This is a genomic window from Sphingobacterium kitahiroshimense (assembly GCF_025961315.1).
GTDB lineage: Bacteria > Bacteroidota > Bacteroidia > Sphingobacteriales > Sphingobacteriaceae > Sphingobacterium > Sphingobacterium anhuiense.
Map to the genome: position 1 here is coordinate 5,324,698 of NZ_JAOQNK010000001.1, position 16,587 is coordinate 5,341,284.

Annotated in this window: 14 protein-coding genes; 8 read left to right on the top strand and 6 right to left on the bottom strand. The window is 35.6% G+C overall.

Annotated features, from left to right (window positions below):
- Positions 1-94: 94 nt before the first annotated feature.
- Complete coding sequence (locus M2265_RS22890; protein WP_132770394.1) at positions 95-883, bottom strand: helix-turn-helix domain-containing protein; 789 nt, start codon at positions 881-883, stop codon at positions 95-97.
- Between the two features lie 75 nt (positions 884-958).
- On the opposite strand from M2265_RS22890, the gene M2265_RS22895 reads away from it, so the two are divergent.
- The 4 genes from M2265_RS22895 to atpB all read left to right on the top strand — a co-directional run bounded on the left by M2265_RS22895 (position 959) and on the right by atpB (position 5,198).
- The gene (locus tag M2265_RS22895; protein WP_132770393.1) at positions 959-2,113 is read left to right on the top strand and encodes a 2-isopropylmalate synthase; all 1,155 of its coding nucleotides are present in this window, start codon (positions 959-961) and stop codon (positions 2,111-2,113) included.
- Between the two features lie 159 nt (positions 2,114-2,272).
- Positions 2,273-2,833 carry a Crp/Fnr family transcriptional regulator gene (locus tag M2265_RS22900; RefSeq protein ID WP_132770391.1) on the top strand — a complete coding sequence of 187 codons (561 nt, stop codon included), beginning with the start codon at positions 2,273-2,275 and terminating at the stop codon, positions 2,831-2,833.
- A gap of 253 nt (positions 2,834-3,086) precedes the next feature.
- The gene (locus M2265_RS22905; RefSeq protein ID WP_132770389.1) at positions 3,087-4,067 is read left to right on the top strand and encodes a deoxyhypusine synthase family protein; all 981 of its coding nucleotides are present in this window, start codon (positions 3,087-3,089) and stop codon (positions 4,065-4,067) included.
- A gap of 69 nt (positions 4,068-4,136) precedes the next feature.
- Positions 4,137-5,198, top strand: a complete 1,062-nt coding sequence (gene atpB / locus M2265_RS22910) for a F0F1 ATP synthase subunit A (protein WP_132770388.1) — start codon at positions 4,137-4,139, stop codon at positions 5,196-5,198.
- A gap of 105 nt (positions 5,199-5,303) precedes the next feature.
- On the opposite strand, the gene M2265_RS22915 is transcribed toward atpB, so the two are convergent.
- The gene (locus M2265_RS22915) at positions 5,304-7,589 is read right to left on the bottom strand and encodes a TonB-dependent receptor (protein WP_132770386.1); all 2,286 of its coding nucleotides are present in this window, start codon (positions 7,587-7,589) and stop codon (positions 5,304-5,306) included.
- 109 nt (positions 7,590-7,698) lie between these two features.
- Here M2265_RS22915 and M2265_RS22920 point away from each other — a divergent pair, with 109 nt between their 5' ends.
- Complete coding sequence (locus tag M2265_RS22920) at positions 7,699-8,361, top strand: metal-dependent transcriptional regulator (protein WP_132770384.1); 663 nt, start codon at positions 7,699-7,701, stop codon at positions 8,359-8,361.
- Positions 8,362-8,782: 421 nt separating this feature from the next.
- On the top strand, positions 8,783-10,795 hold the full coding sequence (locus tag M2265_RS22925) for an endonuclease/exonuclease/phosphatase family protein (protein ID WP_243655423.1): 2,013 nt from the start codon (positions 8,783-8,785) through the stop codon (positions 10,793-10,795).
- Between the two features lie 227 nt (positions 10,796-11,022).
- Here M2265_RS22925 and M2265_RS22930 read toward each other — a convergent pair whose 3' ends face one another.
- Positions 11,023-12,660 carry a DUF3472 domain-containing protein gene (locus tag M2265_RS22930; RefSeq protein ID WP_165905895.1) on the bottom strand — a complete coding sequence of 546 codons (1,638 nt, stop codon included), beginning with the start codon at positions 12,658-12,660 and terminating at the stop codon, positions 11,023-11,025.
- Between the two features lie 308 nt (positions 12,661-12,968).
- On the opposite strand from M2265_RS22930, the gene M2265_RS22935 reads away from it, so the two are divergent.
- The gene (locus tag M2265_RS22935; RefSeq protein ID WP_108158845.1) at positions 12,969-13,121 is read left to right on the top strand and encodes a lmo0937 family membrane protein; all 153 of its coding nucleotides are present in this window, start codon (positions 12,969-12,971) and stop codon (positions 13,119-13,121) included.
- Between the two features lie 120 nt (positions 13,122-13,241).
- On the opposite strand, the gene M2265_RS22940 is transcribed toward M2265_RS22935, so the two are convergent.
- Positions 13,242-14,081, bottom strand: a complete 840-nt coding sequence (locus M2265_RS22940) for an AraC family transcriptional regulator (protein ID WP_132770380.1) — start codon at positions 14,079-14,081, stop codon at positions 13,242-13,244.
- Positions 14,082-14,297: 216 nt separating this feature from the next.
- Here M2265_RS22940 and M2265_RS22945 point away from each other — a divergent pair, with 216 nt between their 5' ends.
- The gene (locus tag M2265_RS22945) at positions 14,298-15,212 is read left to right on the top strand and encodes an AEC family transporter (protein WP_132770378.1); all 915 of its coding nucleotides are present in this window, start codon (positions 14,298-14,300) and stop codon (positions 15,210-15,212) included.
- Between the two features lie 43 nt (positions 15,213-15,255).
- On the opposite strand, the gene M2265_RS22950 is transcribed toward M2265_RS22945, so the two are convergent.
- Together M2265_RS22950 and M2265_RS22955 are read right to left on the bottom strand one after the other, a co-directional pair.
- The gene (locus M2265_RS22950) at positions 15,256-15,528 is read right to left on the bottom strand and encodes a redox-active disulfide protein 2 (RefSeq protein ID WP_132770376.1); all 273 of its coding nucleotides are present in this window, start codon (positions 15,526-15,528) and stop codon (positions 15,256-15,258) included.
- A 119-nt stretch (positions 15,529-15,647) separates the two neighbouring features.
- Entirely contained in the window at positions 15,648-16,586 is a 939-nt protein-coding gene (locus M2265_RS22955) for an acyltransferase family protein (protein ID WP_262708423.1), read from the bottom strand.
- Position 16,587: the final 1 nt, after the last annotated feature.

A 16,587-nucleotide genomic window follows, 5' to 3' on the forward strand; every position in this document is an offset into this window, starting at 1 on the left:
CGACCCCTAATCGACATATGCATTGTTCGTTAAACTTCCTCTTTGATAAGAATCGGTTAGGGGTATTCTGTCTTTCTAGGATAAGTTTTTAGAGTTAGAGGAAGGTTTGCCGATATTTCTGAGGGCTGATTCCTATTAATTCTTTGAATAGGTTTGAAAAAGTCGGAATACTGTCGTAACCGATTCTGTAAACAATTTCACTAATATGCAGTGATTGATCTTCTAATAATTCTAATGCGAGCTGCATACGGCTTAATTTTATAAACTGAAAAATGGTTATATCTGTTTCTTTTTTAAATTGTCTTGACAATGTCCGCTCGGGAATATTTACGTGTTTGGATAAGGATGTTATTGTAATCTGTTCACTGATTGATTGCGTAATATATTCAACAACTTTTAGGAGTGACTCGGATTTTGGTGGTTGTGCATGAAGTTTTAGGGGGCTGACTAATATATATGATAACATTTTTTTTAAAGACGCTAACCCAACTTCTTTCATTTCTTTATCGGACCAATGTTGAACGCCAAAGGCTAGAAGATTATCAAGTAAGTTTGATGGAGAGAAAATAGCGATATTTCCCCAATGTGCAATAGGGTAGTGTTCCTTATTCAAATCAAGAAAGATCGTCTTGAGTTTTAAATTGGGCGATCTTGATATTAATTTATGTTTGATATGTGCGTCAACATAAGCGTAGTGGCGGGCAGGGATACAAAAACTTCCCTTTTCCGAGTAGAGATATACGGCGCTCATTTCGGGGGAGATCAGCTGTGCTTTTTCATGATCATGTATCTCGGTATTAAATTGACCAAAATACCGGATCTCAATATTTCCATCTTCAATAACTTTTGTACAATCTAGTGTTGATATATAAGCTTTTGGCATAATTAGATAAGTATTGCTCTATTTTCAAATATAACAAAATAAAATCTGTCTTTATTTTTGGGAAAAAGAAATAGGATGAATAAGAAAAAAATAGATATTTTCGATACAACTCTTCGCGATGGCGAGCAGGGACCTGGGTGCTTGCTGACTCTTCAATCAAAACTGGAAATAGCCGAACAGCTTGAATTTCTCGGTGTTGATATTATAGAAGCCGGTTTCCCTGTGAGTTCTCCTGCCGATTTTAAAGCCGTACAGGAAGTTTCAAAATTAATTAAAAATGCTAAAGTGTGCGCATTGGCAAGAGCTCGTGAACTGGATATTGACATTGCGGTTGATGCCCTCAAAAATGCAGTGTGCCCTCGTGTGCAACTTGGTATCGGGACTTCGGATATTCATATTAAAAATAAATTTAATAGTACCAGAGATGAAATTTTAGCCGTAGCATTTAAAATGGTGAGGTATGCGTCAAAAAAAATTGAAGAGGTGCAATTTTTTGCTGAGGATGCTGGTAGAGCTGATAATTTATTCTTAGCAAAAATGGTTGAAAATGTAATTGATGCGGGAGCAAAGGTTGTTAATTTACCAGATACAAATGGATTTTGCACACCATTTGAATATTATGAAAAGATAAAATTTGTGATTGACACTGTTCCGAATATTCATAAAGCTAAAATCTCTGTCCATTGCCATAATGATCTGGGAATGGCAACTGCAAATACGATCGCAGGTCTGCTGGCTGGCGCTAGCCAAGCGGAAGGCACTGTAAATGGTGTTGGTGAAAGAGCTGGAAATGCCGCTTTGGAGGAAATCATTATGACGCTTATGATCAAAGATCTGCCAGTGTATACGACTGTGAATCCGATCTATATTAGTAAGTTGAGTAAAATGGTCGAGAGGGCTATGTCGAATGATGTTCAGGCGAATAAGGCTATTGTTGGGAGAAATGCATTTGCGCATTCTTCGGGAATTCATCAAGATGGTGTACTGAAGGACAGAAGCAATTATGAAATAATCGATCCTGCGATGATCGGTTTCGAGTTACCGGATCTTATACTGACAGCCCGAAGCGGTAGAGCTGCATTGAAAAATAGGATGCAAACGCTAGATATACAATTTGTAGAAAAGGAATTTGAGTTGTATTATGACTGTTTTTTGCGGTTAGCGGATACTAAATCTATTGTAACTGATGCTGATCTAGTGGATTTATGTCGTGATATTAATAAGGGATAAGCTGACGCATTGAATTTCCTGATTCTTCATAGCATATGATAGGATCATTTTTTAACATATGTAAAATTTATAATCAATGCTTTTGGTCAATTTTGTACTCCGCATGATAGGTTGATTACAATAGATGTATAAAATTGAATTGATTATAAATGAGTAAGTATGGATCTTAAGAAGATATTAGTGGAAATTTATCCATTGCCTGAAGAATCGATTTCGAAGTTGCTGCTATTAATTCGAGAAGTTCATTTTCCAAAGGGGCATATTATTATTAAAGCTAATAAAATCGAAAAGTCGATATATTTTATCAAAAAGGGAATTGTTCGAGCTTATGCTGAGCATGAAGGTTTACAACGTACTTTTTGGTTCGGTGAGGAAGGTGAAACTATTCTTTCCATGAAAAGCTATGCTGAAAATGAAAGGAGTTATGAATTTATAGAATTAATGGAACCTTGTCAACTTTATGAACTTGAGATAAAAGCAGTAAAACATTTATTTAACGAAGATATTTACATTTCTAATTGGGGTCGAAAACTTGCTGAAAAGGAATTGATAAAAGTTGAAAATAAATTGATATCCCGGGAGATACAATCTGCAAAAGAAAGGTATGAGTTGTTGGTGAGTAAAAATCCGAGTTTATTGCGTCGGATACAATTGAAATATTTGGCCTCTTACCTGGGGATAACGCAAGTTACGCTAAGTAGGATCAGAAAAAAAAGTTAGGGCAATATTATTATAACGCATTTAATAATGAACGTTTTATTTGCTGCAAGGAGTAATTATAAAAGGGTTTTCATCCAATTGGCTGAAAACCTTTTTGTTATTTTAGTTCGGAGGTCTGGTACTGCTGGATTCATTAAGAAAGAACTTATTTGTATGTAGGTATTATTTAACATATGTAAATTTTTATCTGTTTTTGATTTATCAATTTTACACCCATATTAAATATGATTTGCTAAATAAACAAAATTCAGATATGGAAAAAACGATAGGATCGGTTAGGCAGTTTCTTGAAGCTAATTTTTTACATTTTAATGCGGCGAGTCTGGTTGACGCAGCGAAAGGTTATGAAGCTCATTTGGAGCAGGGGGGTAAAATGTTGGTTTCATTAGCCGGAGCAATGAGTACTGCTGAGCTGGGAATTTCATTGGCAGAAATGATTCGACAGGATAAAATCGCGATCATAAGCTGTACGGGTGCTAACCTCGAGGAAGATATTATGAATTTGGTTGCACACTCGCATTATAAAAGAATTCCAAATTATAGGGACTTAACTCCTCAAGATGAGTTAGATCTTCTTAAAAGTAAATATAACCGCGTGACGGATACTTGTATACCGGAAGAGGAGGCATTCCGGAAAATACAGGTTCATATTGAGAAAATCTGGAAAGATGCTGAGCAAGCTGGTGAAAGATTTTTTCCGCATGAGTATATGTATAAACTTTTATTAAGTGGTGTTCTTAAGGATGTATATGAAATTGATCCTAAAAACTCCTGGATGCTTGCCGCAGCGGAAAAGAATCTACCGATTGTGGTCCCAGGATGGGAGGATTCGACTATGGGAAATATCTTTGCTTCCTATGTTATAAAAAATGAATTAAAATCATCAACGGTTAAGAGCGGTATTGAATATATGGTCTGGTTAGCTGACTACTATGCGAAGCATGCTATTGATCAAGGTATCGGTTTCTTTCAAATTGGAGGTGGAATTGCGGGCGACTTTGCGATGTGTGTAGCGCCAATGCTGGAGCAGGATCTTGAAATGGAAAATATTAAAAAGTGGCGATATTATTGTCAGATCACAGATTCAACTACTTCGTTTGGTTCGTATTCCGGATGTATCCCGAATGAAAAAATAACCTGGGGTAAACTGGACGTGGATACTCCTAGTTATGTTATTGAGTCCGATGCAACAATAGTTGCTCCTTTGATCTTTGCCTATCTTTTAAATCGATAACATATTTCTTCATTATGGTGTGCATCTCGTGATGCACACCATAAATCTAAAATTTTTAATAATTGAATAATGCATGATATCAAAAATCTGAGATGGTTCTGTTTGTTTCTTTTCACACTGTTTGTGTCTGTATCAAAGGGGAATGCTTCGGATGCAAAGAGTTCTCAAAAGGAAAATATAGATCGCTTCATACAGCACCATCTGGAGGATGACTATTATTTTTCGTTGTTTAAAGACGAAGAGAATAACCTCACTTATGGATTTCCTTTGCCAGTGATATTAATAGATGAGGGTATTAACATATTTTCATCATCTAGGTTTATCCATACGGATGGTCCTGTCAAGATCGGGGATAAGTTTTATCGTATAGATCATAATAAAATTTATCGAACTGATGGGAATGGCGATAAGCTAGTTGAAGCTAATAAATTTGTAAAACCGATCGATTTGTCTATGACAAAAAATGTTGTTGGTTTGATTTTGACTGCTGGTTTAATGTTTTTTATGTTTATAGCATTGGCAAGATCATACCGGAAAAATAAGTTGCCACAGGGATTTGGACGAGTGTTAGAGCCTCTTATTATCTATGTGCGCGATGAAATGGCTAAGCCTAATATCGGCTCTAGATATCAGGAGTTTTTGCCTTATCTTCTTTCTGTTTTCTTTTTAATATGGATTTTAAATCTGATTGGGTTAACTCCTTTAGGTTTTAATGTTACTGGAAATATTACGGTGACATTATGTTTGGCTTTATTTACTTTAATCATTACCAATATGAAGGCATCTAGGAGTTATTGGAAGCATATTTTCTGGATGCCAGGTGTTCCAATTCCTTTTCGTATCGCATTGATGCCGATTGAGGTTATCGGAATTTTTACCAAAGCTTTCTCCTTAATGATCCGACTGTTCGCCAATAATGTAGCTGGTCACACTGTTATTATGGGGCTTATTGCAATTATTTACTTATTGAATAATCAATTGACATTGGGGGGAAGTATTGTTGTTTCACTTTTACTGACGTCCTTTTTGTTTATTATCAAGTTATTGGCGGCATTTTTACAAGCTTATATCTTTACAATGCTTTCCTCTCTTTTTATTGGACTGGCGGTGCAAGAGGATGAGCATCATTAATTCTTGACGGGGGCTAACTTCAGCTTAGACATATTTTTTTTCCTAACAACTTCGTACCGCTCATAACAAAGGAGCGGTACGAAGTTGTTTTTAATAAGGACAGGTTTACATCAGTCCAAATTTCAATCCGATAAAAAAAGTTCTTGGTCGACTAGGACCATAAATATAATTACTGTCTCTATTTTTACCGATATCAAAATCTTTCTGATATTGATTGAACATATTCTGAATACCGATATTGAATTGAAGATCCTGCTTAATTTGTTTTAAGGTAAATCGATAGGATAATTTGATGTTATTTTCTAAAAATGTGGGTGAGGTGTTAAGGACATCCTGATCAATGCCTGGGGCACCTGCAAAATGAGGTACTTTCATCGGACCAGTCAAAACTCCTGATAAAACGGCATTGAAGCGATTCTGGGGCCAAAAACTGAGTGTATAATAACCGTAAAGATCGGGCGAACGCAGATATTTTCTTGTTCCTGAAATAGTAGAAGACCAAGATACAGCTTCATCATAGGTTGATTTTTGGAATGTTAAACCCGTCTCAAGCTGTATTTTCTGATCATAATTGAATCTTCCTTCAGCTGTGATTCCTCTTACGGATGAGCTGGATCCATTTTTTCGTAAGAGTTGCTGATTGTTATTTTGATCGGTACCGATTTCTTCTAAAACAAAAGTATTATACAGTCGTGTGAAAAAGCCATCTACCGTGAAACCGTAGATAAAATGTTCGCTTGCTCTATTGAAATCTAATGAAACGTTAAAGCTATTGGACGTTTCTGCGATCAAGTTGTCATCTGTTCTAATGACGGAAACTCCACCTCCGGCAAAAGCCATATGCATGTCGGTTTCTAATGCTTGCGGTGCTTTAAACCCTCTCGCATAGGATGTGCGAAGCTGGGTTTCAGTACCAAGTTTATATAATGCACTTAACCTAGGGGTCAGTACAAGTTTATCTATACGATTGGATTTATTTAACCGTAGTCCTGATAGCACGGTTAATTTTCGGGTTACTTCCCAGTCACTTTGTAAAAAAGCACCTAATAGATTTACATGCTGATCAATGAGATAATCATATGCCTTAATTTCATCGAAAGTATATTCATATTGATTTTCAATTCCGCTGGTGAAGGTGTTTTTTCCATTCAGAAAATCAGAGCTGATGTAGTTGTATTGGACTCCGCTTTGAATGGAGTAATTTTTTGTATGGCCCCAGGCATCGATTTGATCTATGCCTGTATAATGTGTTCTTTTTGTATTTTGAGCAGCGCCATAAACGCTAAATGAGCTTTCTTTATCTTTTGCCTGATGTTCATAATTGAAACCTCCTACTAAGATATTATGTAACCGATATTCGGACTGGTCGGCTTTGTCGGCTTGCAGATCCAATTTATTTCCACCTTTTCTTTCTTCGTTGATACTCCAACCATTTATTTCTAGTTTATCCTGAGGAGATAACTTAAAAAATGAATTGAAACCAAAGGAGTTGTTTTGTAACATAGGCATTTCGGAAAAACCATCGCCATTTGCATCGTAAGAATTACGGTTGCGGTGAGATGCAAAGAAAGAAACTCCCGCATTTTGCTCTTCATTGACTGCTGTTAGATTGGCATTTAAAAAATGATCCCAGGTTTTGTTGCCCATTAATGAACTGTTATTTGAAAGTGTAAAGGAGCTTTTTTGGGCTTGCTTGGTCAGAATATTGACTGTTCCGGCTATAGCTGATGAACCATATAAGACTGATCCGCCCCCCCTGACAATTTCAACACGATCAATCATGTTGGCAGGTATCTGTTCTAATCCATATAAACTCATCAATGAACTAAATACGGGCCGACTATTAATTAAAACCTGTGAATAAGAACCTCCTAATCCATTCATCCGCAATTGAGAGTAATTGCAGGTCTGACAGTCTGTTTCCATCCGTAAACCGGGCTGAAAACATAATCCGTCGGCTAAGGTGTTGGATTGTGTAATATTGAATGTTCTACTATCTAGGATATTGACTGCTACAGGACTTTCAGACCTTTTACGCGCCGTGCGGGTACCGGTTACAACGACACTATTTAAGCGATTGCTGATCGAGGTCAATGCTACATCTCTTACTTGAAGTTTTGTATCTGCTATTGTTAACGTTAAAAGCTTTGTCGCAAAACCAATGAAACTTACTTTGATCTGATGCGAACCTACAGGGATATTTTGCAATTCATAATTTCCTGTGCTGTCTGCTTTTGTGGCAAGACCTAATAGGGGAATGCTTACTGTGGCCCATTCAATAGGTTCTCCTTCGCTATCTGTTATTTTACCTTTTAGACGTGCAGTTTGGGCAGAAAGAGTCAAACTCATCAAAATGAGTACTCCTGTTATTAAAAAAATGTTAATGTTCATTGTGTAAATATTATTTGTTAGTCATGCAAATCTATAAAGTTTGCATGAACTAACAAATTATTTATAACAATATTGTTAGATTGTGCTAATAATTAGTAATTTTGTTATAATGATATCACAGACTGAAGAAAATTATCTGAAAGCATTATTTGCTTTGACGAGTACAAAAGGTGAAGCCAGCGTAAATGAATTAAGTAAACTGCTGGATATAAAAATGCCTACCGTTAATGGTATGATGAAACGCCTCAGTGAAAAGGATTTTGTTATTTATGAGAGTTATAAACCTTTGAAACTTACGGAAAAGGGTAAGAAAGAGGCATCATTGATTATTCGGAAGCATCGTCTTACGGAAATGTATCTTGTGGAGAAAATGGGTTTTGGCTGGGAAGAGGTACATAATATTGCGGAACAAATTGAACATATAAAATCTCCGGCATTTTTTGAGAAAATGGATGAAATTTTAGGTTTTCCTGAAGTGGATCCTCATGGTTCTCCCATACCAGATGTAAATGGTAAATTAAAATTAAAAGAGTTTATTAAATTGAGCGATTGTAAAAGTGGTGATGTCGTAAAATTTATGGCTGTTAGACCTTCTTCGGAAGAATTGCTTAAATTTTTAAATAGCCGTCAATTGATTCTTGGGGCTGTGATTACGATAAAATCTGTTGAATTATTTGATAAGAGCATGTCTGTTAGTTACTCGGGTGATGGAACCGAGGTTTTAAGTAGTATGGTATGTGAAAAATTGCTCGTAGAACATATCAGTAAATAGGATGGTCTTTTTGCTAATGCCAGCAATTAGTAGTTTTAGAAATTGTAATTTTAAGTTTCTAATACTATTTTGAAGCTTAAAATGCTTTGATCTTTTAGGATTACTTGTAACATTTTGAGTACCAAAACTCAATTTTAGAACAGCTCAATGAGTTGTTTTTTTATAATCAAACGTTTGACTAGATTGTCTAGGGACTTTCGGATAATTATCATCCGTTTCTGGAGAATCTGGTGTAAAAATTGCCTTTAATGTATATTATTATATATTTGAAATACAATGGAAGGAGGGGCTTATTGTTATCGTTTTTATGTGCGTCGATAATTAAGATCTGCTCGTTTTGTCATATTTCAAACCAATAATTATGTACCTAAGATATCAATTGTTATCATTTATTCTTTTTGTTTGCATGTACTCATTTGCTGTGCAAAAAACTGAAAGTTATCCTCGAAAATCTAATCAGAACTTGGCATTGCGTCTAGATGGCCATGATAATGATGTAAGAACGGGGATGGGTGTTTTACGGAATGAATGGACGATAGAAGCATGGATAAAAGGTGATGATCGTATATGGAAAGAATATGAAGCTATTTTTGGTGGAGGTGAGTATAGCGATCTAAATAGTTGTGATAATATGCCGTTAGTGGTTAAAAATGGTTATTTGCATAGTAATGGCGCAGGGATTATTGCTCCAGAGAAATTGGATGATAATTGGCATCATGTAGCGGTTTCCTGTAATGGGATGTCTACCTTTTTATACTTAGATGGTAAAGAAGTGGCTCGTAAAGATACAGTTGTTGCCATATTGCCGGGCGCAATCGGTCTTAACGAGAAAAAACAAAGTTTTGGCGGATTGATTGATGAGGTTAGAATATGGTCAAAAGCTGTTTCTATCAACGTAATCAAAAAGTGGAAAAATAAATCTGTTGAAAGATCGCACCCCCAGTTTTCGACCCTTGTAGGCTATTATACATTTGATGATTTTAAAGATGTGGTATCGGTAAACTGGGTAGGAAAGGGACATCTATCTTATCACTTGAGAAATGGGCGCAGTGACTATTATGGTGAGCTTCCTATGGCATATACGGTAGAAAATACCAATGTTTCTTTTCAAAATTTTAATAAGAAACAGCAATTGTTTAATGCGGTCGTCGTACAGAATGAATGGGATTTAGAGCAAGGTACTGTAGATGGCCAGCTATTAAAATTGAGGATCGTGGTACAGGGGGATCAAAAAGCGCTTAGCTTGGACGAAATTAATCTTGATCTCACGCAAAACTCTTCCTTGAAGGATTTCAATGAAATAAAATTGTTTTATACGGGACAGTATCCTAAATCGAATATTAAACAGCCTATTTTTGATGGTACACAGCATCTCGAAGGGAAGATGATTTTTAGGAATAAGGATGTAAAGGATAAATTTTACTTAAAACCAGGTGTTAATTATTTTCTCGTCAGTGCTGCTGTTCAAGATAAAGCGGAAGTCGGGCATCAACTGGGTGCGCTCATTACTCATTTCGTTTTGTCTGGAAAAAAATATAAACCTGAGATCGAGGAATCAAAGGTGAAACAGTTTGTTACTCCTAAAGACAAGAATAATTTTGTTAAAGTGCTACAATGGAATATCTGGCATGGTGGAGTGCATTTGGGTAAAGATAAAGGCCGAGAACGCATTATTGATTTGATCCAAACTTCTAATGCGGATATTATTACCATGCAGGAAGGGTATGGTGCACAGGATACGATCGCAAAAACTTTGGGATTTTATTTACAAACCAAATCTTCAAAGGACAATCTGGCATTGTTCAGTAGATATCCTATCAAGAAGATCCAATCAAGTGAACCGTTTAAATCTAATCCTGCAACGATCAAACTACCTAATGGACGTGATATTATAGTGAATGGCTGCTGGCTTAGATATGCGTATCGACCTGAATATACAAGTGGTTATCAAAACTTTGGTATGGAACCTAAAACCTGGGTTGCAGAAGACGCTATACTTTCTTTGGTGGATGTGAGAAATTTATTAGAAAAGGATGTTGATCCTTATGTTGAATCTGTAGATCAACCTATTATAATAGGCGGAGATTTCAATTCTTATAGTCACCTGGACTGGACAGAGAAAACTAAAGATCTGCATTTTGGTTATGGTGCTGTACCATTTCCGACATCGAAGTTTATGATAGAAAACGGTTTTAAGGATTCTTTTCGTGAAATTAATCCTGACGAATTAGGTAATCAGGGCGGAACTTTTGCACCTATATATGGTCAAATGCCTGATGCCAGAATAGATTTTATTTACTATAAGGGGGCTATTCAGGCGATCTCATCAAAAATCATTAGGACAAGTCCGGAAATTGATGACGTTTGGGCTTCTGATCATGCTGCTGTGATGACGATTTTTGAAACTACGTTAGGTAAAAATATTAATAAATAGATCTCGATCGTACTTTCATGAAGAATTAAAGTTATTAGCAATTGTTTATTTGATCTATACTTTACTAATTGTTCTGAAACCAAAATTCGGGAACAGTGTATCGCGCAAAAAAGTAAAAGTTTTTGAAAAAAAATAATCAATCTGCGATTTGATTTTCTCAAGGTATCTCCAGTAGTACCAGAATTGGATCTACTACTGGAGATTTTAATTTATTGCTTTTCTAGAACCTATTTTTGATTATTAGTACCAATATTATTATTGATACTGTATAATACAAGTTGTGTATTATCACTCGTGCTACTTCCGGGATTGTCGATGATGTATCCTTTGCTGAGAATGGTTTTAATGTAAACTGTATTATTGCTTTCCAGAAAATTGATGGTCCATTGTTGATTTTGGTTTGTCGAATTGGTATATTGAATTAATCCTGTGTTGATGTCATCTATACTTCCTGGAATATCGATAGATTTGGAACTAGCAACGTTTACTAAAGCATACCCAGCGCTTCCGGCAACGATTTTCCATTTTTGTGAATCACTTATGCTATTGCTATACTGTACGATCTGAGCTGCATTAGCGGTACTATTATCGCGAACAGTGAGGTATTTACCGCTGCTTACATTTTTTATTTTGTAGGTATCATTCGCACTGAAAATGGTGAGCGGAATTAATTTTGAGGCTGCTTGTTGATTAAAAATATCTGTTAATGTTATGCGGACTGTATAATTTCCTGATGTTAAACTGCTTGATAACGTGTCCACTCTTTTTTCGGGTTTAATTTTCTCCTGCGTTTGTATTACAGACCCTGAAGCATTTAAAAGCTCAAGTTTATAACTAAGCTGCGGTGATTTGTTTTCATTTATTCCCCAGGATACAATCAGCTTGTTGTTGTGGTAACGTGCAGTACTATAGCTGTTTTCTATGGTCGTTAATTCCGGTGCATTACCTTGACCTGCCTGTTCTGGTAAATTTAGTACCCGCCCTGTACCAAAGGCTGGATCTGGCGTGGTGGAACCGCCGTGTTCCATGAAATATGCGTCTTCTGTACTGTTGTATCCGACATTAAAGGCGCGATCAAATTGACCATTACGTACTGAATCATTGTCATTGGCAGAGAAATATCGGCTACTTGATTTTTCCCAAACGTTATTGATACTTAAATTCCAATTGTCTTTAAGAAATGCTTTACGGTGAAATCTACCATCATAATTTGGATTATCTCCGACCCAATTTTCTAAAAATGTTCCAGTACCTGACCCCAGATATCCTGCGCTTGCTTCACGGCCAATTGTAGAGGTATGCAACCATTTTCCTGTAGATAAATCTTGAACGAAATTGGCAATATATATTTTTCCATTTTCCTTCCAGGAACGAATGACCATATTATACCAAGTGTTGAGCGTCCAATTATAAGGATTTAATGTCTTTTGCCCATCGCCTTCACCACCAAATCGGCTGGCAATTGTTTTGCTATCGAGATAAGAGTAAAACGCTAAATTATTTGTTGCAGTATTTTTGTCCCACAGTGATGCGAGCATAATATTGGAAGTGCCATAGCGCAGGTCTGGTGTATCTTGAAGTCCCATATAACCGCCGTTATAATTTAGGACAGAAAAGTATTCCGTTTTTGCCGTATTTGTGATCTTTATTTTGCTCATTTTCAATATTGCATCAGAAGTGAAATTGTAAACAAGATGTTGTGAAGGAGCTGCATTACTACCTGTCAATGTGAGGTTAAGTAAATCTTTGTCACTCTGTGAGATTAGATTTGAAGGCTTTTCTAATCCCGATTTTACAATTTCCTTTGAACACGCTATTGTGCTCAATGCAGCGAGAAATACGCTGTGAATCATTAATTTTCTCATAAAAGGATCTGTTTATAATGGGTTATTATTGCGTATTCTTGACGCAATGGTATTAAGGTAGGAAGTTTTCTTTGTATAATTAGCAGCTGATTTTAATGAAATCGATTGCGCAATTTTTAGTGTAATAAAAGAATGTGGGACAGATAGTGAGTTGTTTAAGATGTTGATTTTCAGTTTTATTCGGAACGCTGTTTAAATGATTAAAAAAAAATCATCAGTTTTTTGTTTAGACAAACAAACTTATGCTCGGTTACTATTGTTATATTATTAAGTTGCTAAATATTAAAAACATTAAAATAACATATATTATGGGAAATTTATTATATATAATCGCAGTCATTTTAGTCATTATCTGGGCGATCAGTTTTTTAGGAGGTTTCTACAGTGGCGGTATCATCCACGCTTTATTAGTCATTGCAATAATTGTTGTATTGTTGCGCGTTATTAGAGGAAATGCATAAACTTTAACTTACTGATAAACATTCAGGATATTTCAAGAGGGTAGGTTGAAAAGAGACTTTTTAAAAGTCTCTTTTTTATTATACAGGATCTGAATAAGTTGCAAATGCGTAATCTAATTCCTACTTTTTTGATCTGGAATAAGCAGATGGACTGACGCCTTTGCTATTTTTATAGAAATGAGAGAAATGACTTTCGTCGTTGAATCCAAATTCGTCAGCAATCTGTCTGAAAGTAAAAAGTCCTGACGCTAATCGTTTATCGATCAATGTTATTTTATATGCTGTTAGATAGTCGCGATAACCCATGTCGAAGTTTCTTTTAAAATAGGTGCTGAAGTAAGTAGGTGCAATATTAAAGTGGGCTGCAATTTGTTTAATTTGTATTTGCTTTGGTTCATAAATATGTTGGTGAATATAAGAAACAAGAAGTTCCTTTGCCGGGAAATTATTTATTCCAAATAATAACATTTTTGTCATCGTTTCTATGATTATCCCGAATATGGAAAGAATCTGATGGAAAACAAGTGGAGATGTGGAAAGTGATCCAACACTATTATAAAGTAAGATATTATCTATTGTATTCCTTAATATTTTCCTTATCTCTGGATTGAATTCTAGTTTTATTTCTTTCAATATTTTATTATTCATGATCGCAATAGGCTTATTTAGTGTTTGATTCTGTTGCGTCCAATGATTGCTATTACTGAAATAATCGTCAGTGAATTTGATTGCTATTACCCTTGTCCTTTTTTCAATTTTGAAATTATGTTCATCTTCAGGTGATATTACAAAGAGATCTCCTGCGTTATAGGCTAAGCTGTTGTTGTTGATCTCATGAATTCCCGACCCTTTATAAATATATACCAGCTCATAGTAGTTCTGTCCATGAACGGTTAGGTGGAAGTTGGATTCCTCAAAGTCAAATAACTTCAACGCATCAAATTGCTTGAGTTTGGTCATATGCGAGGCTGATTTATGTAATACTTCTCTTTGTTAAACTTCGTGATACATCTTTTCCAATACTCAAAAATTGTTCTAAATACCGTTGATTACCATAATTATTATAACTTCTTTATTTTTTGTTTAAAACAAATATACATACTAATGTTGTTTTTATACATGCGATAGGGATAAACAGGGTGATAATTTTGCTGTCATAAATTAGCAAATTTTCACATGGATAATTTTGTAATGATCGCTTTCTGTATTAGTGCAGGAATGATCTTTCAGCATGCCAAATTCATGCCTCATGATGCACATAGAGGTATTAATATCTGGATATTGTATCTAGCTTTACCAGCTGTATCATTTAAGTATATTCCACATATCACATGGAGTAATCAGATGGTTTTTCCTGCAATCTCTCCCATTATTGTCTGGGCAGGAAGTTGGATATTTATGGAATTCTACTGTCGTTATAAAAAGTATGGGCAACGTACCCGCAGTACTTTAGAATTATCTAGCGGTTATAGTAATACTTCTTTTATTGGATTTCCCTTAATTACGGCCTATTTTGGAGAACATGATCTGAGTATTGCTATTATTTGTGATCAGGTGATGTTTGTTCTTTTGTCTACTCTTGGAATTATTGCGGCAGTTAAAGGAAATCCTTCCGATACAGGGGGAGTTAAAGTTTCTTTATTAATTAAACGCTTATTTACTTTTCCTCCTTTTATCGGTTGTGTTAGCGCTCTTTTTTTGTCCAAATTTATCGATTTGCAGGTAGCTGAACCATTTATCAATAAATTAACAGCTACTGTTGGTCCGCTTGCTTTGTTTTCTGTAGGTCTACAGCTCAAGTTTAAAGGGTGGAAACAGCAAATTTCACAACTTTCAATGGCGATGTTATATAAACTGGTGATTGCACCTGGTTTGGTACTGTGTATTGCGATTATTATGGGTATTAAAGGGGATATCGCCCGCATCAGTATATTTGAAGCCGCTATGCCAACATTAATTACCTCGGGCATTATTGCAGAGCAGTTTCGGTTAAATGCCCGGTTGGTGAATCTGATCATAGGGATCAGTATTTTAGTAGGGTTTGTAACGACTGCATGTTGGAATGGAATAATGGATTATCTCATGATTTAATAAGTTTTAATTTTCAACCTTAATGTATGACAATTCTTAAAGTTTAGATTTCAGTTTTGTTTTTGAATTCATTTGTTTCTCTATTTTTCAGTTCCGCTGTAATTTCCTTTAGCTTTTTGAAAAGAATGATTGCGATCGTTGATAGTGAAAAAGGTATCGCTAAAAGGGCACTGAACTTTTTGGTTATGGAAATATAAATCCCCATTGCTAATAGCAATACCAACATTGAGGTTAACGTAATGGCTATGACTGCCGTTGTTTTTTTTGCTTGCAGCAATTCTTCATTGCTGTATTCACTGATTGGTTTTTTATTCATAAATAGGTTTCGTTTTAATAATTTAAATTTAATATCGCTATTTTTTTTGTCGATTTTTACTACAGTGAAAAGCAAAGGTTAGTTTAATTGTTTTTATCTGTTATTCATAAGTTTTAAACTTAATCTTTTTTTGACTTTGCAAATCGTTTTGCTAGGTAATTTCTAACAGGAATATCATATAATTTTAAACAGATATAAGCCAAAATAATACTTCCTATGACTACAGCTGCCGCGCCAGGTAAGGATTGCTCGAAAGTGAGTTTATTATTTTTTACCCAGGCATAGTAAAGATAAATAAAAGGATAATGTACAGTATATAATGGGTAAGAAATGTCTCCTAAGAATCGACATAATCGAGTTGTATATTTATCTGTGCTTTTGCCTGAAGCGCCTAGATAGACAAGAATAGGGAATATTACTACGCAACAAATGGTGTCATATAGCCCATTTATCCATAAGTGCTCTGCTCCACCTAGGCGGGGTAGGGCTAATAGGGTGACTATAGTGATACTGCATATCCAAAAGGCTCCCTTAATATTAGCGGGTCTGAAAATTCGGGAGAGCAATAAGCCGGCAGAGAAAGAAAATAGAACGCGTAAAAATCCTGCTGTAAATTCTATTTCAGTTAACGAGAAACCGGCACAAATGTCCCCATACGGTCCTGCAATGGCAAATGTTGCTAAACCACAACCTGCAATAAAAACTAATAATGCTAGAATCTTGGTTGAAAATTTTCGCATAATTAAGGCATAAAGAATATTTCCAATATATTCAAAGAATAATGACCAGCTCGGTCCGTTTAGCGGAAACATCTCACCTAGACCCCTAACTTCATGTCCCGGCATGGCCGGAATAAGTAATGCATTTAATAATGTTGCTCCAAGTAAAGCCATTACAGTTACGGATGATACATCCCATACTGAACATCCTTGAAAGTAAAACATAATTGCACCTATAACAGCTCCCATTACAACCATCGGGTGTAGCCGTATGATTCTGCGTCTGATAAAATCTTTTGTAGACATTTTTGACCAGCGATCATCATAAGCATAACCGATA

Bases quoted from the DNA above. Each gene is read 5' to 3' on its own strand.
- M2265_RS22900 (WP_132770391.1), top strand. From the start codon at position 2,273: ATGGATCTTAAGAAGATATTAGTGGAAATTTATCCATTGCCTGAAGAA.
- M2265_RS22945 (WP_132770378.1), top strand. From the start codon at position 14,298: ATGGATAATTTTGTAATGATCGCTTTCTGTATTAGTGCAGGAATGATC.
- M2265_RS22905 (WP_132770389.1), top strand. From the start codon at position 3,087: ATGGAAAAAACGATAGGATCGGTTAGGCAGTTTCTTGAAGCTAATTTT.
- M2265_RS22890 (WP_132770394.1), bottom strand. From the start codon at position 883: ATGCCAAAAGCTTATATATCAACACTAGATTGTACAAAAGTTATTGAA.
- M2265_RS22920 (WP_132770384.1), top strand. From the start codon at position 7,699: ATGATATCACAGACTGAAGAAAATTATCTGAAAGCATTATTTGCTTTG.
- atpB (WP_132770388.1), top strand. From the start codon at position 4,137: ATGCATGATATCAAAAATCTGAGATGGTTCTGTTTGTTTCTTTTCACA.
- M2265_RS22935 (WP_108158845.1), top strand. From the start codon at position 12,969: ATGGGAAATTTATTATATATAATCGCAGTCATTTTAGTCATTATCTGG.
- M2265_RS22940 (WP_132770380.1), bottom strand. From the start codon at position 14,081: ATGACCAAACTCAAGCAATTTGATGCGTTGAAGTTATTTGACTTTGAG.
- M2265_RS22895 (WP_132770393.1), top strand. From the start codon at position 959: ATGAATAAGAAAAAAATAGATATTTTCGATACAACTCTTCGCGATGGC.
- M2265_RS22930 (WP_165905895.1), bottom strand. From the start codon at position 12,660: ATGAGAAAATTAATGATTCACAGCGTATTTCTCGCTGCATTGAGCACA.
- M2265_RS22915 (WP_132770386.1), bottom strand. From the start codon at position 7,589: ATGAACATTAACATTTTTTTAATAACAGGAGTACTCATTTTGATGAGT.
- M2265_RS22950 (WP_132770376.1), bottom strand. From the start codon at position 15,528: ATGAATAAAAAACCAATCAGTGAATACAGCAATGAAGAATTGCTGCAA.